This window comes from Joostella sp., assembly GCF_048266025.1.
Lineage (GTDB): Bacteria > Bacteroidota > Bacteroidia > Flavobacteriales > Flavobacteriaceae > Galbibacter > Galbibacter atrarenae.
The window spans coordinates 64,814-87,910 of the sequence record NZ_JBLXAF010000004.1 but is presented as its reverse complement, the minus strand read 5'-3'; the positions used below and the strand labels follow the sequence as shown (position 1 = coordinate 87,910).

The window sequence follows — 23,097 nt, the reverse complement described above, 5'->3', positions numbered from 1 at the left end:
AAAGGTAAAATTATTCTAAATAATGTAACCTTACTTTCTATTGATGGTCTTAATATCGTACTTAATCCAGCAATCAATATTATCAAATAATGTGAGAGACGGGCAAGATAATTATATGATATTTTTTTAGTATAAATCAATTTATCATATTATTAGAAATTGGCGTACCTTTATCTAAATCTTTGTTAAAAGTTTTACCTAATATTTTATTAAAATGTTTGGGGTGCATTCCATAACCAGGACGAATAGATCTGACATTTACTTCTGTGACAGGTTCTCCTGCTTTTACATCTTTAACTACATATAAAGATCTTGAAAATACTTTACCTGCCCTTTGTTTCTCTGTTAACGAATAATCTACAACACCTATTGCACTTTCAGCATCCCTTACCATCTTCACCATATCTGCAAATTCATCTTCATTCATGGAAAAAGAAGCATCTGGCCCTCCTATTGATCTATCTAAAATAAAATGTTTTTCAATAATTTTAGCACCTAAACTAGTCGCTACAATTGGCACAGTTGCTCCCATTGTATGATCAGATAATCCAGATATTACATTGAACTTTCTTGCTAAATCTCTAATCATGCACATATTTGCTTCATCTATAGGTGCAGGGTAACTTGAAGTACACTTTAAAAGCGCTATGTCCTTATTCCCAACTTTTAAACAAGCATTAACTGCCAAGTTAATATCCTCCTCTGTCGCTATTCCTGTTGATATTATTATAGGCTTACCTTTTGAGGCTGTATATTCTATTAGAGGAATATCAGTTATTTCAAAAGAAGCTATCTTATACGCTGGTATATTAAGACCTTCTAAGAAGTCTACAGCCGATTTATCAAATGGTGAAGAAAAGCACTCTAACCCTTCTTGTTTGGCTATTCTAAATAATTCAGTATGCCACTCCCATGGTGTATAAGCTTTTTGGTATAATTCATATAAATTACTCCCATTCCATACAGTTCCTTTAATTACAAAATCATCTTTTTTAGAATTAATTGTCATTGTATCCGCAGTATATGTTTGTAGCTTGATACAATCGGCTCCTGCTCTTTTGGCTGCTCTAATTGTTTCTATTGCTGTTTCTATACTACCATTATGGTTAGCTGAAAGTTCAGCAATTATAAAAACTTTAGAAGTTTTATTAATTATATGATTTCCTATTTTCATAAAAAATTAATTTATTGATCTGATTATTTGAAATGCTTCTACAAATTCTTTACCCACTGAAACCCCCCACCTTTGACTTTGTATCTTCAATGCTTTTGGAGATCTTGGATGTGGATAACTCCTTTTTTCAAACTCATAACTCTCCATACCCTTTATTTTAGCGTTAAGATTAATTTCGCTGACTTCTATAAAAAGATTTGGGATGAAATGTTTAGGATCAGAAGATGCTCTCCATTCTGTTCCAGAAGGAGTTTCAAAAGTTATTATTGTATTTACATTCTCATGACTCATAGGCCTACAAGCCGTAATTACTGCTTCAAATGTTCTTTGATGATCTATATTGACATCACCTCCATGATGGGTGAAAATTATATCTGGGGCAAAATTCCTTTTTTCATCCTCTACAATTTTAACAATATCCAATAATGATACCGAGTCAAAACGATTATCTGGAAAATCATAAATACTCACCCCGTGATAACCTACTGATTTTTGAGCCTCTAATATGTTTCTTTTATGAATGGCTAATTCAGTTTTCCATTCCTTTATATTATGTTTATCTGATCTACTAGTTATCCCTTCTCCCAAAATAATGACATGAGTTTTGACACCATACTCTGTTATCAATTTATTCATGGTCGCTCCAAGGCCTAGCAACTCATCATCAGGATGTGCTACAACTACTAAAATTCTCTTATTTCTTAATGATTCTAACATCAGCTATTATACTTTTATCTGTCTTAATTGTTGCCCTTGTAAATTCAAATCTAAAATTTTCATTTTCTATATATGCCTTAGGATAACCATCTGCATCTAACATTCTAATATAATCATATAGTTTTTCAAAGTCATCAACTCCTTCTAAAGAACTCATTTCTGGAGTACGTCTGGAAAAATCAACAGACAAACCTTCTTGTTCAATAGGTTGTATTTCATTTTCTTCTATATAAATAATCATATCTTTAACAACTTGAGATGCTCTCAAATATATTTCTTGGGCTGTACCATGCAAGCTTAGGTTTTTCTTAAAATATATTGGCCCTGTATCTATACCTCTTGAAACTCTTAATGCCGATATTTTTGTTTCTTTATACCCTCGCTCAATTAAATTTTGGAGTGGACTTCCTCCTCTTCCAAAAGGGAGGTCTGTCATATGAAAAACAATGCACTGAAAATTCATATATATATTTTCTGGGATTATATATGACCAATGCGGAATAAAAACTTTCGATGGTTTCACTACATCCAAGTATATCTTACTAAACTCAGTTTTATTATTACAATACAACCAATTACTACCCTTCAATTTTGATTTTATTCTTTTTAAAATTGAATAATTCCAATTTCTACTAGATAGTAATATGTTAGTAATAGGCTTATGCTCTAGGGAATAAATTAATAGTTTATCATTGTTAATTATTTCAAATTTAGATAGTTCAAACCCGATTCGTTGAAATATTTTAGCTGATATCTTATTAGCCTCTAAAACCTTTCCTGTAAAATTTACTTTCGAATTAACCCTATAATAAACTTCAAAAATTCCTTTCAATAAAATTTGATAACCATAGCCTTCACCTCTATATAGATCAGAAATAGAATAATCAATCTCCCAAGAATTATAAACTTTATCAAACCTTATTTGACCAACTAATTCATTCTCATTTTTAAGTACAAACAATAAAGAATCTTCACTTTTAACTTTCGAATAAAACCACTTCTTGTGTTCAGAAAATTGAATCTTATCTTTATTAATCGAATTTAATCTAACAGAACTATTATTTACTAATTTATAATAAAAATCAACATCTGACTTTTTTGCTAATCTCAAAATCATATCAAATTATTTATTAATGAAAGAATTCGATTACTTGACAATCCATCAAAAGCATTTTTTTGATGACGTAAATATTTTTGATTAATACTTAACGAATTAATAATGTTCATTTGTATTAGTTCTTTATAGTCATCAGCTGTTAATAAATTTAAATCTCCACCACCAACAATTACTTCATCGTAAAATAAAGCTTCATATATTTCTTTTTGATTATCTACATAATATCCTGCAAAAATAAATGCTTTTACTGAACTCACTTCATAACATATAGAACTCGTTGGAACTATAGCTAACTGACATTTACTAATAACATCCACCATTTGTTTTTCAGATAAATTCTGCTTAAGATCTATCTTTGATTTATTTTTATTAATTAGATTTAAAACTCTATCATCTGAAAATGCTGCACCTAAAACTACATAAATTTTGGAAATACATTCTAAATGAAGCAAGCCCTTAACAGCAGTAAAAGTTAGACCATTATAGTCAGAACCTCCAAAACAAACGAAAGCAGTTTCAATCTTATCTATTTGCCTATTACGCTTTGCTGCCTCTAAAAAAAGAGGTCTCAGTATTGCATAATCTGTTCCAAGAGCAAAACGAGTATATGGTTCCGAATTGTAATCCGATTCTTTCACATGCGGAGAATGGTTAATTACAACATCTGCGTACATATACTCTGTAGTCAAGTCATCAATATAAAATAACTTAAAGCCTTCTTCTTTTACTCTTTTTTGATAAGCAGAATTAAATTGATAGCCATCAACTATTAAAATAGTACTTTCTGCACTATATTTATTGGCTATCAATTTAGCTTCATCATTTATACATACATCTGCGGATATCAATTCCAAATTGTATCCCTCTGGAATTACAGATATTGTAGATGAATCTCTAACAAACAAACAGTATTCAAAATCTACCTTCAACATTTCTATTAAAGCAAAGATTCGGTATAAATGACCTAAACCTGTACTTGCATCGCCATCTGCTCTAAATACTATACTCATCTTTTTTATATTTATCAAGTATGTTAAAGGCAGTAAACAACTCCATTTCTTTTAAAAAAGAAGTCGCATATTCAATCTCGCTAAGCTGACTATTAAATTGCTTCTTTTGAAAATTTCCTAGATTGACCTTAAACATAAATGGATATAACGTAATTAATCTTTCTATCAATTTAATTCCTTTCATATCTAATTCGACCCCCATTTGCAACACCCAAGAAACTAACAAAAAATCTGATGGATAATCTACAGTTAATCGTACAAGTTCTACCTTAAAATTCAATCTGATTTCAGAATCATACGTCCCCTTTTTATACTTTTTATTATTTCTAATAAACAATGTTACATGTTCATTCTCTGCACTTGTTAGGTTTTCATATTTTAATTCAATCATAGATTTAGAGTTTACTACTTCAAAATTCATCCCAAGGGGTAGTGATGAAGTTTTGGTATAATCATTCTCATTTAAAATATGATATTCAATTATTTTATCTAATAAAGATATATCCAAAATAGGATTATCAGCAGTTAGGCGAACAATACAATCAAAATTTGAATCATCAACAATTTCAATAAATCTACTTAACACATTATCTTCATCACCTCTGTAACATTCCACACCTTTCTCTTTACAAAAAGATTCTAAAACATCATTTTCATTATTAGTCGACGTAGCTATAATAATTTTATTATTATAACTTGACAAACGTAATTCATTTATAATCCATTCTAATAATGGCTTTCCTAAAGAAGTTGTTGGCATATCCATTAAAACCTTACCAGGAAGACGATTCGATTTCATCCGCGCTTGTATAATAAAACCTACTTTTCTATTTTGTCGTCCAACCTCCATCAATAATCATATTTTGTCCAGTAACATAATTAGAAGTATCTGATGCCAAGAAAACGAATATTCCAGCCAAATCTTCAGGTTTACCAATTTTATTAAGTAAAGTCTTCCTTTTTAAAGAATCTATAAACTTTGTATTTTTTTGTACGTTTCTTGAAGGAAAAGGACCTGGAGTAACACTATTAACATTTACCCCATATTCACCTAAATAACTAGCATAATACTTAGACAGCTGAATAACTCCAGCTTTTGCAGCTCCATAGTGCGGTGGGTTTAAAAACTCAGGAAACTCTATATATACATCGAAATCTGGTGACACCATTCCATACATTGATGAAACATTAATTATCTTTCCATTTTTCTTCTCTTTAAAATATGGAGTTATTTCTCTTATGCATCGAAAAACACTGCTTAAAGTCCCATCAATACCTACCTTCCACTCTTCATCTGTCATCTGCTCTGGAGACTGTCCCATAGAATAAAATGCATTATTTATTAAAACATCTATTTTCCCCTCTCTATAAAATATTCTATCGTAAGCTTTTTTTATAGAATCGGTACTCGAAATATCACATTCTTCAAAAAATAATTTTTCTTTATTATCACATCCTACTGAAGAAAGTAAAGCTTCAAATTTACTTTCACTCCTTCCCAATATATACACTATAGCATTATGGAATAATAAACTTTCAACAATTGCTGTCCCAAGGTATCCATATCCTCCAGATATCAAAATTATTTTACTATTCAAATCAAAAGAATAAACCATATATTTTATTTTTTTGGCCAATTTGATGGATTAAGGATTAACTCAGATTGACACTCTTTATAATTATTAATCAACTCAACTAATCCTATATTTTCCAAATTATTTTTTAATTGAAATTCATCTTCGACTCCCATTATAACAACATCAATAAACTTCATAGACAAAGCATATTTTAATAAAATGGAAGGCAAACGCTCTTTGTAATTATCCTGAAGTTCTTGTAATGTTTTTTTTACTGGATTAAAAAAATCTGATAATAATTTAATGTCCGCAAAGAAAAGACCTTGTAAAAAAACTGATCTAATGTGAATTTCAGTACCTCTTGATTTTAACTTTGTAATTATATCTTCAAAACGATTATCAAAATAATTAAATGGCAATTGAATAATATCAGGTATTTTTTTTTCATCTAAAAGAAAATTAACTTCATCTATACTATTAGCAGAATAACCTATTTTACTCATCTTACCTAGATTCTTTAAATGAAGTAATTCTACCCAATAAGTATCATCATTCAAAACTGAAGGTCTATGAGCCATATAACCATATAACATTGGAACATTTAAATCTTGTAGGGTTTTATTTAACTGATCAGTTATTGATAAGTCGACTGGAGGCATGAATTTAGAGACTATCCTAAAGCCATCCAGATTACATAAGCCTAGAACTTTTTCTGCATTACCATAAGCCGATGCTGTATCTATATATATCACTCCTCTTCTCTTCGCCAAAGAAAGTATGTTAGTCACTTGACTTATAGGTGTTTTACCTTTCATATTTGAGATTCCATACTTCATCCCAAATTGGGCGGTACCTATTCCTATTTTATGATTTAATTCCATAGAACGAAAACACTTTCTCAATTACAAAATCTTGTTCCTCATCTAATAAAGTAGGATACATAGGTAAACTTAAACATTTTGAATAATAATTCTCAGCATGCTTTAAATCCGAACCTTTATAGCCTATAGACTTATAATAAGGTAATTTATGCACTGGAATATAATGTACTTGTGTGAAAATATTATATTTTTTCAAATACTCATATAAACCTTCTCTATTATCGACTTCAATCACAAACAAATGATGTGCATTATATGAGTTATCTGGTAAATATTGGTACTTTATCCTTTGATCAAAAGCTTTTTTATAAACTTTAGCAATAACATTCCTCCTCACTACACCTTCATCATTCTTTCTCAATTGTGTAATCCCTAACGCTGACTGAATATCTGTTAACCTATAGTTAAACCCTAAATCTTGCATCTCATAATACCAACCTCCATGATTTTCGCGCATATTATCCTTAGAAATTCCATGAGTTCTTAAAAGAGAAACTTTATCATAGAGCTCTTTAGAATTTGTAGTAACCATTCCTCCTTCCCCACATGCTATATGCTTTACAGGATGAAAAGAAAATATTCCTAAGTCCGCATAATTTCCATTCCCACAGTTTTGCCTAACTCCTTTAGAATCAATAAAATAACCCCCAGGAGCATGACATGCATCTTCAATAATCCACAAATCATGTTCTTTTGCTAAACTTCTGAACTCTTCTAAGTTAATTGGCAATCCTGCGAAGTCTACTGGAATAATACCTTTAAAAAAACCTACAGGTTTACTTTCAATTAACTTTTTCACACTTTTTAAGGATAATAAGTAAGTGTCCGGATCAATGTCCGCAAACCAAACTTCACCATCAATATACCTAACACAGTTAGCTGATGCTGCAAAGGTTATAGGTGTTGTGATTACACGATCTCCTTTTTTTACCCCCAAAGAAAGTACTGCTAAATGTAAACCTGATGTAGCATTATTAACAGCTACAGCATATTTAGAACCTACATATTCTGCAAACACCTCCTCAAATTCCTTAACCTTTGGGCCTTGAGTTAAAAAATCCCCTCTTAAAGTTTCTACAACTGCATGAATGTCTTCATCAGTTATCCTTTGCCTTCCATATGGTATATTATTCATAAATATACTAAGCTTTAAAGTTTAAATCTACATGTTCTTTTATTAATTTCCTTAAACTTTCTACAGTCTCCCAATCTTCATTCTGTCCAGAATTATAACTAAACCCTAAAGAAACTTTTTTAGCATTAAACTCTTCTACAAACTCTTTTAAATCCCATTTATGCGTAGCTGGTAATATTGTATAGTATTTACCTAAATCATATGTATAAAAAGAATCAGAAGGAGTAATCATTTCTTCATGCACTTTCTCTCCAGGTCTAATTCCTATAATTGTTTTTTCACAATTGGGTCCAATTGCTTCGGCAACATCCATAATTCTATATGACGGAATCTTCGGAACAAATAATTCTCCTCCCCATGCATATTTCAAAGCATGCATTACCATATCAACTCCTCCCTGTAAAGAAATATTAAACCGTGTCATATTAACATCTGTTATAGGCAATTTTCCACTTTCTTTCTTTTTAATAAAAAAAGGAATTACTGAACCATTAGATCCCATAACATTTCCATATCTCACTACAGAAAATCTTATTGGATTATCCCCTTTTATATTATTCGCTGCAATAAATAATTTATCAGAAGTTAGTTTTGTAGCCCCATATAAGTTTATAGGAGCACAAGCTTTATCAGTAGATAATGCTACTACTCTACCAACTTCTGTCTCAAAACAAGCATCTACAACATTCTGAGCTCCACCAACATTTGTCTTGATACATTCTTCTGGATTGTATTCCGCTATGTGAACGTGCTTCATTGCTGCTGCATGGATAACATAATCAACACCTTTAAAAGCTCTTATTAAGCGTTCTTTATCTCTAACATCTCCAATAAAAAATCTTATTTGTGGATAATCACCTTCAGAAAACTCTTGAGCCATTTGAAATTGCTTCTGCTCATCTCTTGAAAATATTATTAACCTTCTAACACCTGGGTGCTTTTCAAGTATATATTTAGTTAAAGCCTTACCTAAAGACCCTGTACCACCCGTAATTAGGATTGATTTGTTATTTAAAAATGACTCCATTATTATTTATAATTATTTTAAAAAATCTACATTTTGCAATACCACCTCTTTGATAATTTTTTTATCACTATATGATGTTAATGAAATTGTCATAGCTCTTGGATAAATTATTCCAGTCCTGATCTCTCTTGAAGCTAAAACAAACCCATCCTTTTTAAAAACTTTTGAAGTAAAAGATTCAAATCCATATTTCCTTCGATCTTTACCTAATAAACCTAAATCCTCATCTTGAGGATAAACATTAATCACTATATAATAATTTTCACTATCTACAAAATCATCTCTGAATCCAATATTTATTTTATATCTATTATCTGATATCAATTTTAATTTTATAAATTCTAAACTAGGATTAATAATTTTATTATCACTGGATTTTGCTTTAATTTGATAATCTAAAAGGTTTAAGTATCCATCCTTACTTCTACTCGTTATATTTTCTTTTTTTTTAAACTGACTTCCCTCAAATGATTTTTTATTTTTACAGCTAGATAAAACTACAACACTTGTTAGGAATATCAAAAAAATATAATTTATCTTCATTAATTTAATTCTATTTTATTCCACAAAAATCTATTACAACTTTCTCTTTAGGTAAATCTAATTCTTTAAATTCTTTATGAGCCACTAGATAAACAATTATATCTGCTCTTTTTACAGCTTCATTATAATCTGTTAATTTAAAAACTTTGTGCTCTGATATATTTGGCTCTACTATATAATACTCCTCATTATTTGCATTCTGTAGTACTTTTTGCGCTATATATTTTGCAGGAGACTCTCTTAAATCATCTATATTAGGCTTAAAAGCCAATCCCATTAAAGCGATATTAGGTTTTCTTCCATTTTTCAATTCAAATTCAAGCTTAGTAGTTTGTACTTTTTCGGCACACCAAAAAGATTTATAATTATTAATCTCTCTTGCTTTTCCAATAATTTGAGATTCCATTGGATAATCTGCTACTATAAAATAAGGGTCTACAGCGATACAGTGTCCTCCTACACCGCAACCTGGTTGTAATATATTAACTCGAGGGTGTTTGTTAGCCAAATTTATTAACTCCCACACATTAATACCTGCTTTATCACAGATTAAAGAAAGTTCATTAGCAAATGCTATTTGGACATCTCTCGAAGAGTTTTCAACTAATTTACACATCTCAGCCGTACGTGCATTTGTTTTATGCAACTCTCCCTTTATAAACTGACGGTAAAACGCCAATGCTTTCTCGGTAGATTTTTCATCTACTCCCCCTATAACTCTATCATTATGCACTAACTCGTACATTACATTTCCGGGAAGCACACGCTCTGGGCAATATGCAATATATAATTTGTCTTCTAATTCTGGTCGTTCAGAAAAAATCAACTGCATCATTTTCTCCGTAGTTCCTATAGGAGAGGTTGACTCAATAATATATAAATCTCCTTCTTTTAATAAAGGAAGAACAGCTTTAGTAGCTGCTTCTACAAATGAAATATCCGGCTCATTCTTTCCTTTAAAAGGAGTTGGAACTACTATTAAATAAGTATTTGCTTCTACTGGTTTAACATCTGCTCTTAAGTAACCTTCCTTTACAGCATCGGCAACTGCCTTATCCAATTCAGGTTCTACAATATGTATTTTTCCTGCATTAATGGTTTCTACTACGCTTGGATTGATATCAACACCATGTACATATGTTTTATTTTGAGCAATTAAAGCCGCAGTAGGCAGACCAATATAACCCAATCCTACCATCACTACTTCTGGATTATTCATTAGATATTTGTTTTATAAAATCAACTATTCTTTCACATGCTTTCCCATCTCCGTAAGGATTGTGTAAAGCACTCATTTTTTTATAAGCATCACTATTATTCAACAATAATGTTGCCTCATCTATTATTCTCTTCGAGTCTGTTCCTACTAACAAGACAGTTCCTGCCTCTACTGCTTCTGGACGCTCCGTAGTGTTCCGCATAACTAGCACTGGCTTTCCTAAGCTTGGCGCTTCTTCTTGTACGCCCCCACTATCTGTTATTATTAAATATGATTTTTCCATTAACCATACAAATGCAGGATATGAAAGAGGTGCTATTAGTTTAATATTTCCTATCCCATCTAAAAGATCATATACAGGTTTCTGTACATTAGGATTTAGATGAACTGGATATATAATTTGAGTATCTGGATGATTTTTTGCTACTTCCTTTAATGCAGCACAAATATTTAAAAATCCTTGTCCATGATTTTCTCTCCTATGACCAGTTACAAGCACTACTTTTTTCTGATTATCCAGTAATTGTTGCAGTTGAGAAACCTCCTTGTCTATAAAATTTGAAGATTTTATTTTATTTACACTAAATAACAAAGCATCTATTACAGTGTTTCCAGTAATTAAAATAGAGTCCTCTTTCTTATTCTCTTTTAATAAATTTTCTTTAGAGGTTATAGTCGGAGAAAAATGATAATTTGATACTACCCCTGTAACACATCTATTCATTTCTTCTGGAAATGGAGATTGCATATCAAAAGTTCTAAGCCCAGCCTCTACATGACAAACTTTCGCTCCTGAATAAAAGGCAGCTATGCTCGATGCCATTGTTGTAGTTGTATCTCCATGAACATACACATAATCTGGAGTAAACTCTTCTAAAACAGGTTTGAGATTAGTAATAATATCTGAAGTAAGGGTATATAGGTTTTGGTTAGGCTTCATTAAATTCAAATCAAAATCTGGCTTAATTTCAAAGAAATCAAGGACTTGATCTAGCATCTCCCGATGCTGAGCAGTAATACAAACCTTCGTTTCAAAATCAGTTGTGTTCTTTTGAAATTCCTTAACCAAAGGTGCCATTTTTATAGCCTCAGGTCTAGTTCCAAAAATAACAAGATTCTTAGTTTTCATCTATTTATGCTTTTCAAGTCAATTGTTAAATTCTTGCAAAAATACAATATTCAAGATGCAAACCAAGTGATTTCTTTCTCAATATTATAAGCTTTGCATTAACACACTATACTTTGGTCTTATCGCTAAGGTTTTATAACTATTGTCTTTAGTGATTTTCAAGTCTTTGAGATGGTTTTCCTCTATGATTTTTTTAGCAAAACTATACCATGTTAAAATTTCTTTATCACAAAAATGATGAATCCCGTAATACTTTTCTCTATACTCTCGTAATATTAGCATCAAAATATACTCCGTGAGATTCTGAGTATCTGTTGGACAGCCAGTTTGAGCATCGGTGATAAAAAGTTCTTTTTCTTTTTTTGCTTTTTCTAAGATTGTTCTATAAAAATTTTTTCCAAATTCTCTACTATACAACCATGAAGTACGAATAATAAAATATTCTTCTAATTGCTCTTGAATAAATTGCTCCCCCTTAAGCTTAGATTTTCCATATTCATTAATAGGATTCGGAAGGTCATCTATTCTATAAGGTGTTAATTTATTACCATCAAACACATAATCTGTTGAAATATGAACCAACGTTACTTTATGTAATTTACAAACTTGAGCTAAATTTTTAACTCCTTCAGCATTTACTAAAAAAGCTTTTTCAGGTTTTGCTTCTGCTTGCTCAACATTTGTATATGCGGCACAATTTATACAGCAATCAAACTTATACTTGTTAAAAACACTCGCTATTGAATCTTTATTGGTAATATCTAATTCCTTTGAATCACAAAAAATAAATTCAACACCTTTATAATTTTCTTTATATTTCTGAATAGTTCTACCTAGCTGACCATTAGCACCTGTTACTAATACTTTAATCATAGTCGTGCATTTTTTAACTCTGGTAATTCCATATCTTTAGGTGATAACAACAATTCTGCTTCATCTAAAGCCCAATCAATATTAATTCTAGGGTCATTGTATATTATTCCGCCTTCCGCTTCTTTATTGTAATAATTATCACACTTATAGAAAAACTCTGACGTTTCACTAAGCGTAATAAAACCATGGGCAAATCCTCTTGGAATAAATAATTGTTTCTTATTTTCTGCAGAAAGTTCCATTGCAATATGTTGCCCAAATGTTTTAGAGTCTTTTCTTAAATCTACAGCTACATCCAGTACTTTCCCTTGTAAAACTCTTACCAATTTCGCCTGCGCATGTTTTCCTACCTGATAATGCAATGCTCTGACTACTCCTTTTTTAGAAAAAGATTGGTTATCCTGTACAAAATTAACCTTTTGTCCTATCGCTTTATTAAATTGATCTTTATTAAAACTTTCAAAAAAATAACCTCTTTCATCATTAAAGACCTTAGGCTCTATTATAAAACAACCTTTTAGTTTTGTTTCTGTAATCTTCATTTAACACCTTAACGTTTAAAACTTAAAAATCCTCCTTTTGCCCTTGCTTTTCGACCTAGCCTTCGACAGGCTCAGGCTGACAATCTACAATAAAATAAATTTAGAATAAAACCCTATCATTATCATGCTAAACCTGTCGAAGCACATTATCTTGCTTATCAACCTTTCATAAGCTCAGGACGATAATCTACAATAAAGTAGATTTAGAATAAAGCCTAATCATTGTGATGCTAAACCTGCCGAAGCACATTCTCTTGCTTACCAACCATTCATAAACTCAGGGTGATAATCTACAATAAAATAGATTCAAAAATAACAACTCAATCTATGTCATGCTGAGCTTGTCGAAGCACCATCTCCATCTTTACCATATTCTGTATAGTTTTTAGAGAACTTCACTAAATTATCCCAATTCTCTTCTATTAAAGCTTTCTTTTTTCTTCTACTCCAACCCTTAAGTTGTTTTTCTTTTTCAATTGCTATATTAACATTTGTAAATTCAGCAAACCATTTAATCTCTAAAGGTCTTCGATTGTATGTATAAGCAGAAGGATATATTCCTAAATTATGCTCGTATAATCTTTTATTGAGATTGGAGGTCATACCAATATAATATGAATCATCTGAGCATTCCAAAATATATACATAATAGATTTTCATATTTTTAATATTTAGATGTATTAATAGTCCTTCGACCTGGCCTTCGACAGGCTCAGGCTGACATACACATTCGACTGCTTTATTTGGCCTTCGACAAGCTCAAGATGACAATCACAATAAAATAAATTTAGAATAACAACTCAATCTATGTCATGCTAAACCTGCCGAAACATATTCTCTTACTTACCAACACTTCATAAACTCAGGGTGATAATCTACAATAAAATAAATTTAGAATAAAAGCCTAATCATTGTCATGCTGAGCCTGTCTAACCACATTATCTTGCTTATCAACATTTCATAAACTTAGGGTGATAATTTACAATAAAATAAATTTAGAATAAAAGCTTAATCATTGTCATGCTAAACCTGTCGAAGCACATTCTCTTGCTTACCAACATTTCATAAACTTAGGGTGATAATTTACAATAAAATAAATTTAGAATAAAAGCTTAATCATTGTCATACTGAACCTGTCGAAGCACATTCTCTTGCTTGCCAAGACATCATAAACTCAGGGTGATAATCTATTTAGAATAAAAGCCTAATCAATGTCATGCTGAGCCTGTCGAAGCACATTCTCCATTATTATTTCAGCAAACTTAATAATTTCTTTCCGTAACCGCTCTTTACTAACGGCTCTGCCAAAGCTATAAACTGTTCCTTATTTATATACCCCATTTCATAAGCGGTAGCTTCTATCGAACCTATTTTCAATCCTTGCCTCTCTTCCAATACCTCTACAAACTGCGAAGCCTGCATCAGCGATTGAAAAGTACCTGTATCTAACCATGCCGTACCACGATCCATAATACTAACCTTCAATTTTCCTTGTTCGAGATATACTCTATTCACATCTGTTATTTCCAACTCACCTCTTTTACTTGGTTTGATATTTTTCGCTATTTCTATCACCTTATTATCATAAAAATAAATCCCAGGAACGGCATAATTTGATTTTGGCTCTATTGGCTTCTCTTCTATAGAAATTGCTCTTCCTTCGTTATCAAATTCTACTACTCCATATCTCTCAGGGTCATTTACATGATATGCGTAAACTATGCCTCCATTTGGATTATTATTCTCTTTAAGTAACTCACTTAACCCTGTACCGTAAAATATATTATCTCCTAGAATGAGTGCTACTTTATCATCACCTATAAAATCTGCTCCTATAATAAAAGCTTCTGCTAATCCATTTGGATTTTCTTGAGTTTCATATTCAAAACGACAACCGTATTTTTTTCCATCTCCTAACAAATCTTTAAATAACGGCAAATCTTTTGGAGTTGAAATAATCAAAATCTCCTGAATTCCCGCACTCATTAAAGTAGACAGCGGATAATAAATCATAGGCTTATCGTAAACTGGCATAAGCTGCTTACTTACCGCCAATGTTAGCGGGTGTAATCTAGTTCCTGAACCTCCAGCGAGAATAATTCCTTTCATTTTTTTGTTATATTGTTACAAAGTTATGCTGTTAAACTATTTATTTAGCAGCATTCTGTGCTTCTATGTTATGTGAGCTTATTAAAACATATAAAACTTTACTTGCTGTTCGACCTTACCTTCGACAAGCTCAGGTTGACAAACTCGAACTAACTCTCTTCAAGTAACCCCAGAATAACACCTCAATCATTGTCATATCATGCTTACTAAAGCACGAATTACTTCTTTACCATCCCTTCTAGCTTACCTTCGACAGGCTCAGGTTGACAAACCCTAACTAACTCTCTTCAAGTACGCCCAGAATAAGACCCTCAATCATTGTCATGTTATGCTTACTGAAGCACCAATTCCTTCTTTACCACCCCTTCTAGCTTACCTTCGACAGGCTCAGGTTGACAAACCCTAACTGACTCTTTTCAAGTAAGCCCAGAATAAGACCCTCAATCATTGTCATGTTATGCTTACTAAAGCACGAATTACTTTTTTACCATCCCTTTGAGCTTACCTTCGACAAGCTCAGGTTGACAAACCCTAACTAACTCTCTTCTAGTAACCCCAGAATAACACCCTCAATCATTGTTATGTTATGCTTACTGAAGCACGAATTACTTCTTTACCATACCTTCTAGCTTACCTTCGACAAGCTCAGGTTGACTAGTGTGACGATTTTCTTCAAGTAAACCCAAAATAAGACCCCAATCATTGTCATGCTGAGCTTGTCGAAGCACACTCATCTATCTTTTAATAGACTCTGGGCGACTACTAAACCTCATACTGCTTTTCATAATACCTCTGATATTCTCCAGAAGTAACATTTCTAAGCCATTCTTCATTACCTAAATACCAATCGATCGTTTTTGCCAACCCTTCTTCAAAAGTAACTGATGGCTCCCAACCTAACTTTTTATTTATTTTACTAGCATCGATAGCATAGCGTAAATCATGACCTGGACGATCTTTTACATATGTTATTAATGCTTCAGACTCCCCTTTCGCTCTTCCTAATTTGTCATCCATCAATTTACAGAGCGTTTTCACTAAGTCTATATTTTTCCACTCATTGAAACCGCCTATATTATATGTTTCGTGATTTTCACCTTTATGAAACACTAAATCAATAGCAATTGCATGGTCTAAAACATACAACCAATCACGTGTGTAATTTCCATCACCATATACTGGTAATGATTGTTTCTGAATAATATTGTTTATAAAAAGTGGAATTAATTTCTCAGGAAAATGATTTGGCCCGTAATTATTTGAACAGTTACTAATAACATATGGTAATCCATAAGTTTCTCCATAAGCTCTTACAAAATGGTCTGAACTTGCTTTAGATGCAGAGTAAGGTGAATTTGGATCGTAGGATGTTTCTTCTGTAAACAAACCTGTTTCCCCTAAAGATCCATATACTTCATCAGTACTGACATGATAAAAACGCTTTCCATCATAGTCTTCTCTCCATAAATCTTTTGCTGCATTTAAAAGATTCATTGTCCCAATAACATTTGTTTTAACAAAGGCTAAGGGATCTGTAATTGATCTATCCACATGGCTTTCTGCTGCTAAATGGATAACTCCATCAAACTTATATTGCTGAAATAAATCGTTAATAAAATTAGCTTCAGTAATATCTCCTTTTACAAAAGTATAATTAGAAGCACCTTCCAAATCTTTTAGATTCTCCAAATTCCCAGCATACGTTAATGCATCAAGATTTACAATTTGTGTGTTGGGGTATTTATTTACAAACAAGCGCACTACATGAGAACCGATAAATCCAGCACCACCTGTTATTAAAATTGTATTACCACTTTTCCCTATCATACTTCAAATCTACTACAATCTTTCTGTTACCAATTCTTTAGGTAAAAAACTTTTTACATCATAAATAACTGTACGGGGGCTAGATTTTAATTTTTCAAAATCTAATTCTAAAAACTGATTATGACCAACAGCTAAAACAATAGTTTCATAACGTTCTGTAATTTCATCTATTAAGTCTACTCCATAATATTTTTTCACCTCCTCTTTGTCTGCAAAAGGATCATAGGTATCTACATTCAATCCAAAACCTTCTAATTCTTCAATAACATCTATAACTCTTGAGTTTCGAACATCAGGACAGTTTTCTTTAAAGGTTATTCCTAACACCAATGCTTTTGCATTTTTTACAGGGAGCTGAGTCTTCACCATCAATTTAACGATTTTATTAGCTATAAAAATCCCCATATCGTTATTAATGCGTCGTCCTGATAATATTACCTGCGGATGATATCCTAATCGTTCTGCTTTGTGCGTTAGGTAATACGGATCTACTCCTATACAATGTCCCCCTACTAATCCTGGACGAAAAGGTAAAAAGTTCCATTTTGTTCCTGCTGCCTCTAATACTTCTACAGTATCAACTCCTATTCTATCAAAAATTAGCGCTAATTCATTTACCAATGAAATATTAATATCACGCTGTGTATTCTCAATAATTTTAGAAGCTTCTGCTACTTTAATACTTGATGCCTTATGCGTTCCTGCCGTAATTATAGCGTTATATAATTTATCTACTTCCTCTGCAATCTCTGGAGTACTTCCGGAAGTTACTTTCATGATATTTGGCAGCCTACGCTCTTTATCTCCTGGATTAATACGCTCTGGAGAGTACCCGCAGAAAAAATCCTGATTAAAAACTAGTCCACTTGAGGCCTCCAAAACAGGCACACAGTCTTCTTCTGTACATCCTGGGTATGTAGTCGATTCATAGATTACAATATCTCCCTTCTTAAGATATTTCCCCACCATTGTACTTGCAGAAATTAATGGTGTCAAATCAGGCTGTTTAAAGTCGTTTACAGGCGTAGGAACTGTTACTATATATACGTTACAATCTTCTAAATCACTTTCATCGGAGCTATACGTTATTCCCTGGACACTTTGCAAATCTTCATCTGCAACTTCATCCGTGACATCCTTTCCTTCTTTTAATCCTGATACTCGCTTTGTATTTATATCAAAACCTATTACTGAAAACTCTTTTCTAGCAAATTCTACTGCTAAAGGAAGCCCCACATAACCAAGGCCTATTACTGCAATTTTATATTTATCTTTCATCTATTTATTTTTGTAGGTTTATTGATCTTAAGAAACTCTTTTACTTATAATTCATAAAAATAATCGCAAAATTATTTCTCTAATCAATTCTAATTATTCGTAAAAATAGAACTTCTTATTCATAATATTCAATAACAGAAATAGGAATAAAGTTAAAAAAACTATAAGGTTTTCATTATTTATAAAAACAAATAGGCAGGAAAGTGCCTAGCATAACGCTCACTTTCCTGCCTACTTTATGTATTTTAAACTCTAAGAGCTATACAATCATTCCTGCAGCTACCGTTTGATTGGTTGCTGGATCTATTAAAATTAAGCTCCCTGTCATTCTATTCTCACGGTAAGAATCGTACATTAAAGGTTTTGTAGTTCTTATTTTTACTTTGCTGATATCATTCATATGAAGCTCCTTATCATCATTTTTTCTAGCTAGCGTATTGATGTCAATTTTATAAATAACCTCTTTAATCATTGCCATCTGCTCATTCGATGTGTGACGAACTACATATTTTGTTCTCGGTTTTGCCGATTCATTATTCAACCAACATAACATCACCTCTAAATCTTGAGAAGACTCTGGTTTGTTTTTGGTGCGAACAATCATATCACCTCTACTGATATCAATATCATCTTCTAAAGTAATAGAAACCGACATTGGTGCATATGCTTCGTCTAATTCTTTTTCAAAGGTATCTATAGATTTAATTTTAGATGTAAATCCTGAAGGCATTACCGTAACCTCGTCTCCTTTTCTAAAGATTCCGCTAGAAATTCTCCCTGCATAACCTCTATAATCACGATGCTCCTCACTCTGTGGCCTCAATACCGTTTGCACAGGAAAACGCCCATCTACCTTATTAATATCACTACTAATATGCATTGTTTCTAATGTATCTAGTAAAGGCGACCCTTGATACCAGTCCATATTCTTAGAACGATTAACAACATTATCACCCAACAAAGCACTGATAGGAATAAAACGTACGTCTTTCACCAACAATTTAGATGAAAATTCTTCAAACTGCGCTATAATATCATTATAAACATCTTCTTTAAAATCTACCAAATCCATCTTATTGATACAAACTATAAGATGTGGAATTTGTAGTAATGACGCAATAAATGCATGACGCTTAGTTTGCTCAATAACTCCATGACGCGCATCTACCAGTATTATTGCTGCATTTGCTGTAGACGCTCCCGTAATCATATTTCGTGTGTACTGAATATGCCCAGGTGTATCTGCAATAATAAACTTACGCTTTGGAGTGGTAAAGTATCTGTATGCCACATCGATGGTAATTCCTTGCTCTCTTTCATCGCGAAGGCCATCCGTAAACAAAGCTAAATCTACCCCTGCATGTCCTTTTTTCTTACTAGTGGTTTCTATAGCCTCCAACTGATCTTCGAATATAGATTTTGAATCGAATAATAATCTTCCGATCAAAGTACTCTTTCCATCATCTACACTTCCAGCAGTTGTAAATCTTAATAATTGATTGTTATCTATTTGCATTTCCTTTGTAAAATTGTAAAACCGTAAAATCGCCAATTTGATAAGCTAATTAAGCCACTAATTTTCTATGTAACGAATTCAATTGGTTTGTTATATGTTCTGTCTTTTCTCTTAGCTCTATATATTCTTTCTCATTAATAAAATCCAAATCAAAAGAAAGAATCAAAAAATTAATTACTTCCACAGAAGTACTAAATGAAATTGTTATAAATCTCGCTTTATCCTTATCTGTCTTTCTAGAAAAACCTTCAGCTATATTCGCCGCTATATTCAATACTGCCCTCCTAATTTGACTAGTTAGTCCAAACTTTTCTTCTTCTGGAAATTTATTTGTAATTATATAAACATCCTTTACCAACGTTCTTGCATTCTGCCATACTTCAAGTTTTTCAAAATAGAATTTATACATAATACTTATTTCTATCTAACTCTTTTAGCAAGTAATGGACTTATAAATCCCAATTTTGACACTACCTTTATAATAGCATAAACTGCTTATTAGAATTCAATTTTGCACATTTGCAATTTAGCAGTTCTTCAAATTAGCTTAAGACCCAACTAAAAATACCCTTGTCGCTTTCTGTCTTCCATGGCGGATTCTGAACGCTTATCATCAGAGCGATTTCCTCTTTCTGTTTGTCGCATTGCAGAAACTTCTTGCGCTACTTTCTCTACTGTATCAGCATCGCTTTCTATTCCTCCAGTAATGGTAATATCTCCTAATGTTCTAAAGCGGATTTTCTTAGTCACCACTTCTTCATTATCATCTAATTGCAAGAATTCAGAATGTGGAATCCATGAATTACTACGCCAAACTACTTTTCTTTCGTGAGCAAAATAAAGAGAAGGGATTTCTATATTCTCTCTACTGATATAATTCCAAATATCCATTTCCGTCCAGTTACTTATTGGAAAGGCACGAAAATGCTCTCCTTCAAATTGCTTCCCATTAAAGAGATTCCACAATTCTGGTCGCTGATTTTTAGGATCCCATTGCCCAAAATCGTCTCTATGTGAAAAGAAACGTTCTTTAGCTCTCGCTTTTTCCTCATCTCTACGTCCACCACCAATGGCACAATCCACTTTATTCGCTTCTATAGCATCCAATAGTGTGGTAATCTGCAATGCATTTCTAGTAGCACTTTTTCCTTTCTCCTCAGCAACACGCCCTTCATCAATAGATTCTTGAACCGAACCTACAATTAATTGCACACCAAGACTCGCTATCAAATCATCACGAAACTTAATCGTTTCAGGAAAATTATGACCCGTATCTACATGCATCAATGCAAATGGAATCTTTGCTGGATAAAATGCTTTTTTTGCTAAATGGGTTACCACTATAGAATCTTTTCCCCCTGAAAATAATATTACAGGGTTTTCAAACTGTGCCCAAACTTCACGCATTACGTAAATGGCTTCCGATTCTAATTCGTCTAAATAATTTAAATAATACTTACTCATTCTTATTTGAGTTCTAACTGATCCTTAATTTCTAAATATATCTTTGCAACAGCTTCTTCTACGCTGTCGTTTTCTGTAATTTCAATATCGGCATTTTCTGGAGCTTCATAAGGAGCATTTACCCCTGTAAGATTTTTTATCTCTCCCTTTTCGGCCATTTTATACAATCCCTTTTGGTCTCTTTTTTTACAAATTTCAAGACTGGTATTCATATAAACTTCGACAAATATATTAGGTTTTATTGTCTTTTCTACATATTCTCTATCTTTTTTGTAGGGTGATACAAAACTTGCTAAAACTACAACCCCAGATTGGAGTAATAAATTAGCTGTTTCCGCAACTCTACGCACATTTTCAGAACGTGCTTCTGCACTGAAGTCCAACCCTTTACAAAGCCTACCTCTAATATTATCCCCATCTAAAATAATAGTTCTAATTTTTTCAGAATTTAATTTTTGTTCAAGCGCATCTGCCACCGTAGACTTTCCGGAACCCGATAATCCTGTAAACCAAATAAGCAAAGAGCGATGTCCATTTAATAAATTTCTATCCTCTTGAGTTATCTTAAAGTTATATGGAAAAATATGTTGCTCCATCAATTAAATCTTATTCTTTCTTTTATTTAATCCGAAGTTTATTTTATACCAAGTCCGTTCATGGAAATAATATAAAATCATCTTCGTTATAACCTCGGCTCCTCCAATTTTTAATCCCGTAAAAGGATCGCCAGAAATAACCCAAGCTAATATCATTGTATCTAGAGTTCCCAACAAACGCCAAGTAATAGTTTTAAATAAATGCCTCCTTTTACTATCTGGGACATTGGCTTTAAACCATATCCGTTCATGAAAATAGTAAAGCACCATTTTTGTGACCACCTCAGCTAATCCAATTTTCAATCCCGTAAAGGGATCTCCAGAAATAATCCACGATAATATTATCGTATCTATTGTTCCTACAATACGCCAAGTTATCGCCTTAGCAATATGTCTTTTTCTTGATTTATCTTGCATTTAATTTACAATAAAAGAAGGATTTACCAACTCTTTTTTATTATACAATAATCGTTTTTTTGAAATAGCATCTACTACTTTTAGTCCTACAGCACTACAAATAGCATCGCCAGCACATGTATCCCACTCCATAGTTGGTGAAAATCTAGGATAGATAGACGCTTTCCCGTCCGCCAAATAACAAAATTTTATTGAACTTCCGATAGACACAAAAGATACTTCCTTGCCTGATTCTTTTATTTTGTTGATATATTTTTCCGTTTCTGAAGAAAAATGAGACCTACTGCCCATCACTTTTACTACTGAAGTATTCCTCTCTTTTCCTGGCATCGGAGTAGCCTTATCAAGGAAATCAACTGAAAAATTGAATGTATTCATTTTATATGCTTTTCCTTCTGAAACAATTCCAAAATACGAATCTCCAGAAACAGGTACATAGATAACACCCATGACAGGCACCCCATTTTCTACTAGCGCAATATTCACCGTGAACTCTCCATTTCTCTTAATAAATTCCTTCGTTCCATCAAGAGGATCTACAATCCAACAACGGCTCCATGATTTTCTTTCCTCAAATTCAGCTATATTATTCTCTTCGCTGATTATTGGAATCTCGGTAGGTTTAAGGTATTTATTAATAACTGCGTTTGCATTTTTATCTGCTAGAGTAATCGGAGACGCATCGTTTTTCTGCTGAATCCCAAAATCATCTTGGTCATATATCTTAAGAATCTCAGCTCCAGCTTCAATTGACGCCTTTACAATAATATTTAAAAGTGATCTTATATCGTCCTTCATTTAATCAATGTCTTTATACCATTACTCAAAAATACTATAATTGGAAGGCACAGCAAGTTATTTTTTTCTATAAAACAAAGTGTTTATGTTATATATGGGTGCTGGGTGTTTGCAAATTAAAATTTTAAATCTCCGCTGTAATAATCAA

Annotated in this window: 24 protein-coding genes; all 24 read right to left on the bottom strand. The window is 32.3% G+C overall.

Translation table 11 applies throughout. The features are described from left to right. Positions 1-136 precede the first annotated feature (136 nt). Positions 137-1,174 (bottom strand): pseudaminic acid synthase, encoded by a 1,038-nt coding sequence (gene pseI / locus ACN0TY_RS09225; RefSeq protein ID WP_417444258.1) that lies wholly within the window; start codon positions 1,172-1,174, stop codon positions 137-139. Between the two features lie 6 nt (positions 1,175-1,180). After that, a complete protein-coding gene (locus ACN0TY_RS09220) occupies positions 1,181-1,891 on the bottom strand; it encodes a PIG-L deacetylase family protein (RefSeq protein ID WP_417444257.1) in 711 nt (236 codons plus the stop codon). Then, on the bottom strand, positions 1,869-3,008 hold the full coding sequence (locus ACN0TY_RS09215; RefSeq protein ID WP_417444256.1) for a GNAT family N-acetyltransferase: 1,140 nt from the start codon (positions 3,006-3,008) through the stop codon (positions 1,869-1,871). Before ACN0TY_RS09215 ends, ACN0TY_RS09220 begins: the two co-directional genes overlap by 23 nt. Then, positions 3,005-4,018: a UDP-2,4-diacetamido-2,4,6-trideoxy-beta-L-altropyranose hydrolase gene (gene pseG / locus ACN0TY_RS09210; RefSeq protein WP_417444255.1), complete on the bottom strand. Its 1,014-nt coding sequence runs from the start codon at positions 4,016-4,018 to the stop codon at positions 3,005-3,007. Before pseG ends, ACN0TY_RS09215 begins: the two co-directional genes overlap by 4 nt. Further along, the gene (locus ACN0TY_RS09205; protein WP_417444254.1) at positions 4,002-4,868 is read right to left on the bottom strand and encodes a cytidylyltransferase domain-containing protein; all 867 of its coding nucleotides are present in this window, start codon (positions 4,866-4,868) and stop codon (positions 4,002-4,004) included. Before ACN0TY_RS09205 ends, pseG begins: the two co-directional genes overlap by 17 nt. After that, positions 4,846-5,634 carry an SDR family oxidoreductase gene (locus tag ACN0TY_RS09200; RefSeq protein WP_417444253.1) on the bottom strand — a complete coding sequence of 263 codons (789 nt, stop codon included), beginning with the start codon at positions 5,632-5,634 and terminating at the stop codon, positions 4,846-4,848. The genes ACN0TY_RS09205 and ACN0TY_RS09200 overlap by 23 nt, the downstream gene beginning before the upstream one ends. A 5-nt stretch (positions 5,635-5,639) precedes the next feature. Further along, complete coding sequence (locus ACN0TY_RS09195; protein WP_417444252.1) at positions 5,640-6,476, bottom strand: aldo/keto reductase; 837 nt, start codon at positions 6,474-6,476, stop codon at positions 5,640-5,642. Beyond that, entirely contained in the window at positions 6,460-7,611 is a 1,152-nt protein-coding gene (gene pseC / locus ACN0TY_RS09190; protein WP_417444251.1) for a UDP-4-amino-4,6-dideoxy-N-acetyl-beta-L-altrosamine transaminase, read from the bottom strand. The genes ACN0TY_RS09195 and pseC overlap by 17 nt, the downstream gene beginning before the upstream one ends. Before the next feature lie 7 nt (positions 7,612-7,618). Next, the gene (gene pseB, locus ACN0TY_RS09185; RefSeq protein WP_417444250.1) at positions 7,619-8,638 is read right to left on the bottom strand and encodes a UDP-N-acetylglucosamine 4,6-dehydratase (inverting); all 1,020 of its coding nucleotides are present in this window, start codon (positions 8,636-8,638) and stop codon (positions 7,619-7,621) included. A 12-nt stretch (positions 8,639-8,650) separates the two neighbouring features. After that, positions 8,651-9,181 carry a hypothetical protein gene (locus ACN0TY_RS09180; protein WP_417444249.1) on the bottom strand — a complete coding sequence of 177 codons (531 nt, stop codon included), beginning with the start codon at positions 9,179-9,181 and terminating at the stop codon, positions 8,651-8,653. Between the two features lie 10 nt (positions 9,182-9,191). Next, on the bottom strand, positions 9,192-10,400 hold the full coding sequence (gene wecC, locus ACN0TY_RS09175; RefSeq protein WP_417444248.1) for a UDP-N-acetyl-D-mannosamine dehydrogenase: 1,209 nt from the start codon (positions 10,398-10,400) through the stop codon (positions 9,192-9,194). Beyond that, positions 10,393-11,529: a non-hydrolyzing UDP-N-acetylglucosamine 2-epimerase gene (gene wecB / locus ACN0TY_RS09170; protein ID WP_417444247.1), complete on the bottom strand. Its 1,137-nt coding sequence runs from the start codon at positions 11,527-11,529 to the stop codon at positions 10,393-10,395. The genes wecC and wecB overlap by 8 nt, the downstream gene beginning before the upstream one ends. An 84-nt stretch (positions 11,530-11,613) precedes the next feature. Further along, positions 11,614-12,402 (bottom strand): dTDP-4-dehydrorhamnose reductase, encoded by a 789-nt coding sequence (gene rfbD / locus ACN0TY_RS09165; protein ID WP_417444246.1) that lies wholly within the window; start codon positions 12,400-12,402, stop codon positions 11,614-11,616. Continuing rightward, positions 12,399-12,944 carry a dTDP-4-dehydrorhamnose 3,5-epimerase gene (gene rfbC, locus ACN0TY_RS09160; RefSeq protein ID WP_417444245.1) on the bottom strand — a complete coding sequence of 182 codons (546 nt, stop codon included), beginning with the start codon at positions 12,942-12,944 and terminating at the stop codon, positions 12,399-12,401. Before rfbC ends, rfbD begins: the two co-directional genes overlap by 4 nt. A 330-nt stretch (positions 12,945-13,274) precedes the next feature. Further along, positions 13,275-13,604: a GIY-YIG nuclease family protein gene (locus ACN0TY_RS09155; protein WP_417444244.1), complete on the bottom strand. Its 330-nt coding sequence runs from the start codon at positions 13,602-13,604 to the stop codon at positions 13,275-13,277. A 588-nt stretch (positions 13,605-14,192) separates the two neighbouring features. Beyond that, positions 14,193-15,053, bottom strand: a complete 861-nt coding sequence (gene rfbA / locus ACN0TY_RS09150; RefSeq protein WP_417444243.1) for a glucose-1-phosphate thymidylyltransferase RfbA — start codon at positions 15,051-15,053, stop codon at positions 14,193-14,195. Positions 15,054-15,815: 762 nt separating this feature from the next. Continuing rightward, positions 15,816-16,880, bottom strand: a complete 1,065-nt coding sequence (gene rfbB / locus ACN0TY_RS09145) for a dTDP-glucose 4,6-dehydratase (protein ID WP_417444242.1) — start codon at positions 16,878-16,880, stop codon at positions 15,816-15,818. A gap of 12 nt (positions 16,881-16,892) precedes the next feature. Further along, the gene (locus tag ACN0TY_RS09140) at positions 16,893-18,158 is read right to left on the bottom strand and encodes a nucleotide sugar dehydrogenase (RefSeq protein WP_236958872.1); all 1,266 of its coding nucleotides are present in this window, start codon (positions 18,156-18,158) and stop codon (positions 16,893-16,895) included. A gap of 259 nt (positions 18,159-18,417) precedes the next feature. After that, on the bottom strand, positions 18,418-19,674 hold the full coding sequence (gene cysN / locus ACN0TY_RS09135; protein ID WP_417444241.1) for a sulfate adenylyltransferase subunit CysN: 1,257 nt from the start codon (positions 19,672-19,674) through the stop codon (positions 18,418-18,420). 49 nt (positions 19,675-19,723) lie between these two features. Next, positions 19,724-20,083: a four helix bundle protein gene (locus tag ACN0TY_RS09130; RefSeq protein WP_417444240.1), complete on the bottom strand. Its 360-nt coding sequence runs from the start codon at positions 20,081-20,083 to the stop codon at positions 19,724-19,726. A gap of 149 nt (positions 20,084-20,232) precedes the next feature. Then, entirely contained in the window at positions 20,233-21,138 is a 906-nt protein-coding gene (gene cysD, locus ACN0TY_RS09125; RefSeq protein WP_236958875.1) for a sulfate adenylyltransferase subunit CysD, read from the bottom strand. Between the two features lie 2 nt (positions 21,139-21,140). After that, positions 21,141-21,734 (bottom strand): adenylyl-sulfate kinase, encoded by a 594-nt coding sequence (gene cysC / locus ACN0TY_RS09120; RefSeq protein ID WP_417444239.1) that lies wholly within the window; start codon positions 21,732-21,734, stop codon positions 21,141-21,143. 3 nt (positions 21,735-21,737) lie between these two features. Beyond that, positions 21,738-22,151: a DUF2061 domain-containing protein gene (locus tag ACN0TY_RS09115; RefSeq protein WP_236958877.1), complete on the bottom strand. Its 414-nt coding sequence runs from the start codon at positions 22,149-22,151 to the stop codon at positions 21,738-21,740. Beyond that, positions 22,152-22,949 carry a 3'(2'),5'-bisphosphate nucleotidase CysQ gene (gene cysQ, locus ACN0TY_RS09110; RefSeq protein ID WP_417444238.1) on the bottom strand — a complete coding sequence of 266 codons (798 nt, stop codon included), beginning with the start codon at positions 22,947-22,949 and terminating at the stop codon, positions 22,152-22,154. Between the last annotated feature and the right edge of the window lie 148 nt (positions 22,950-23,097).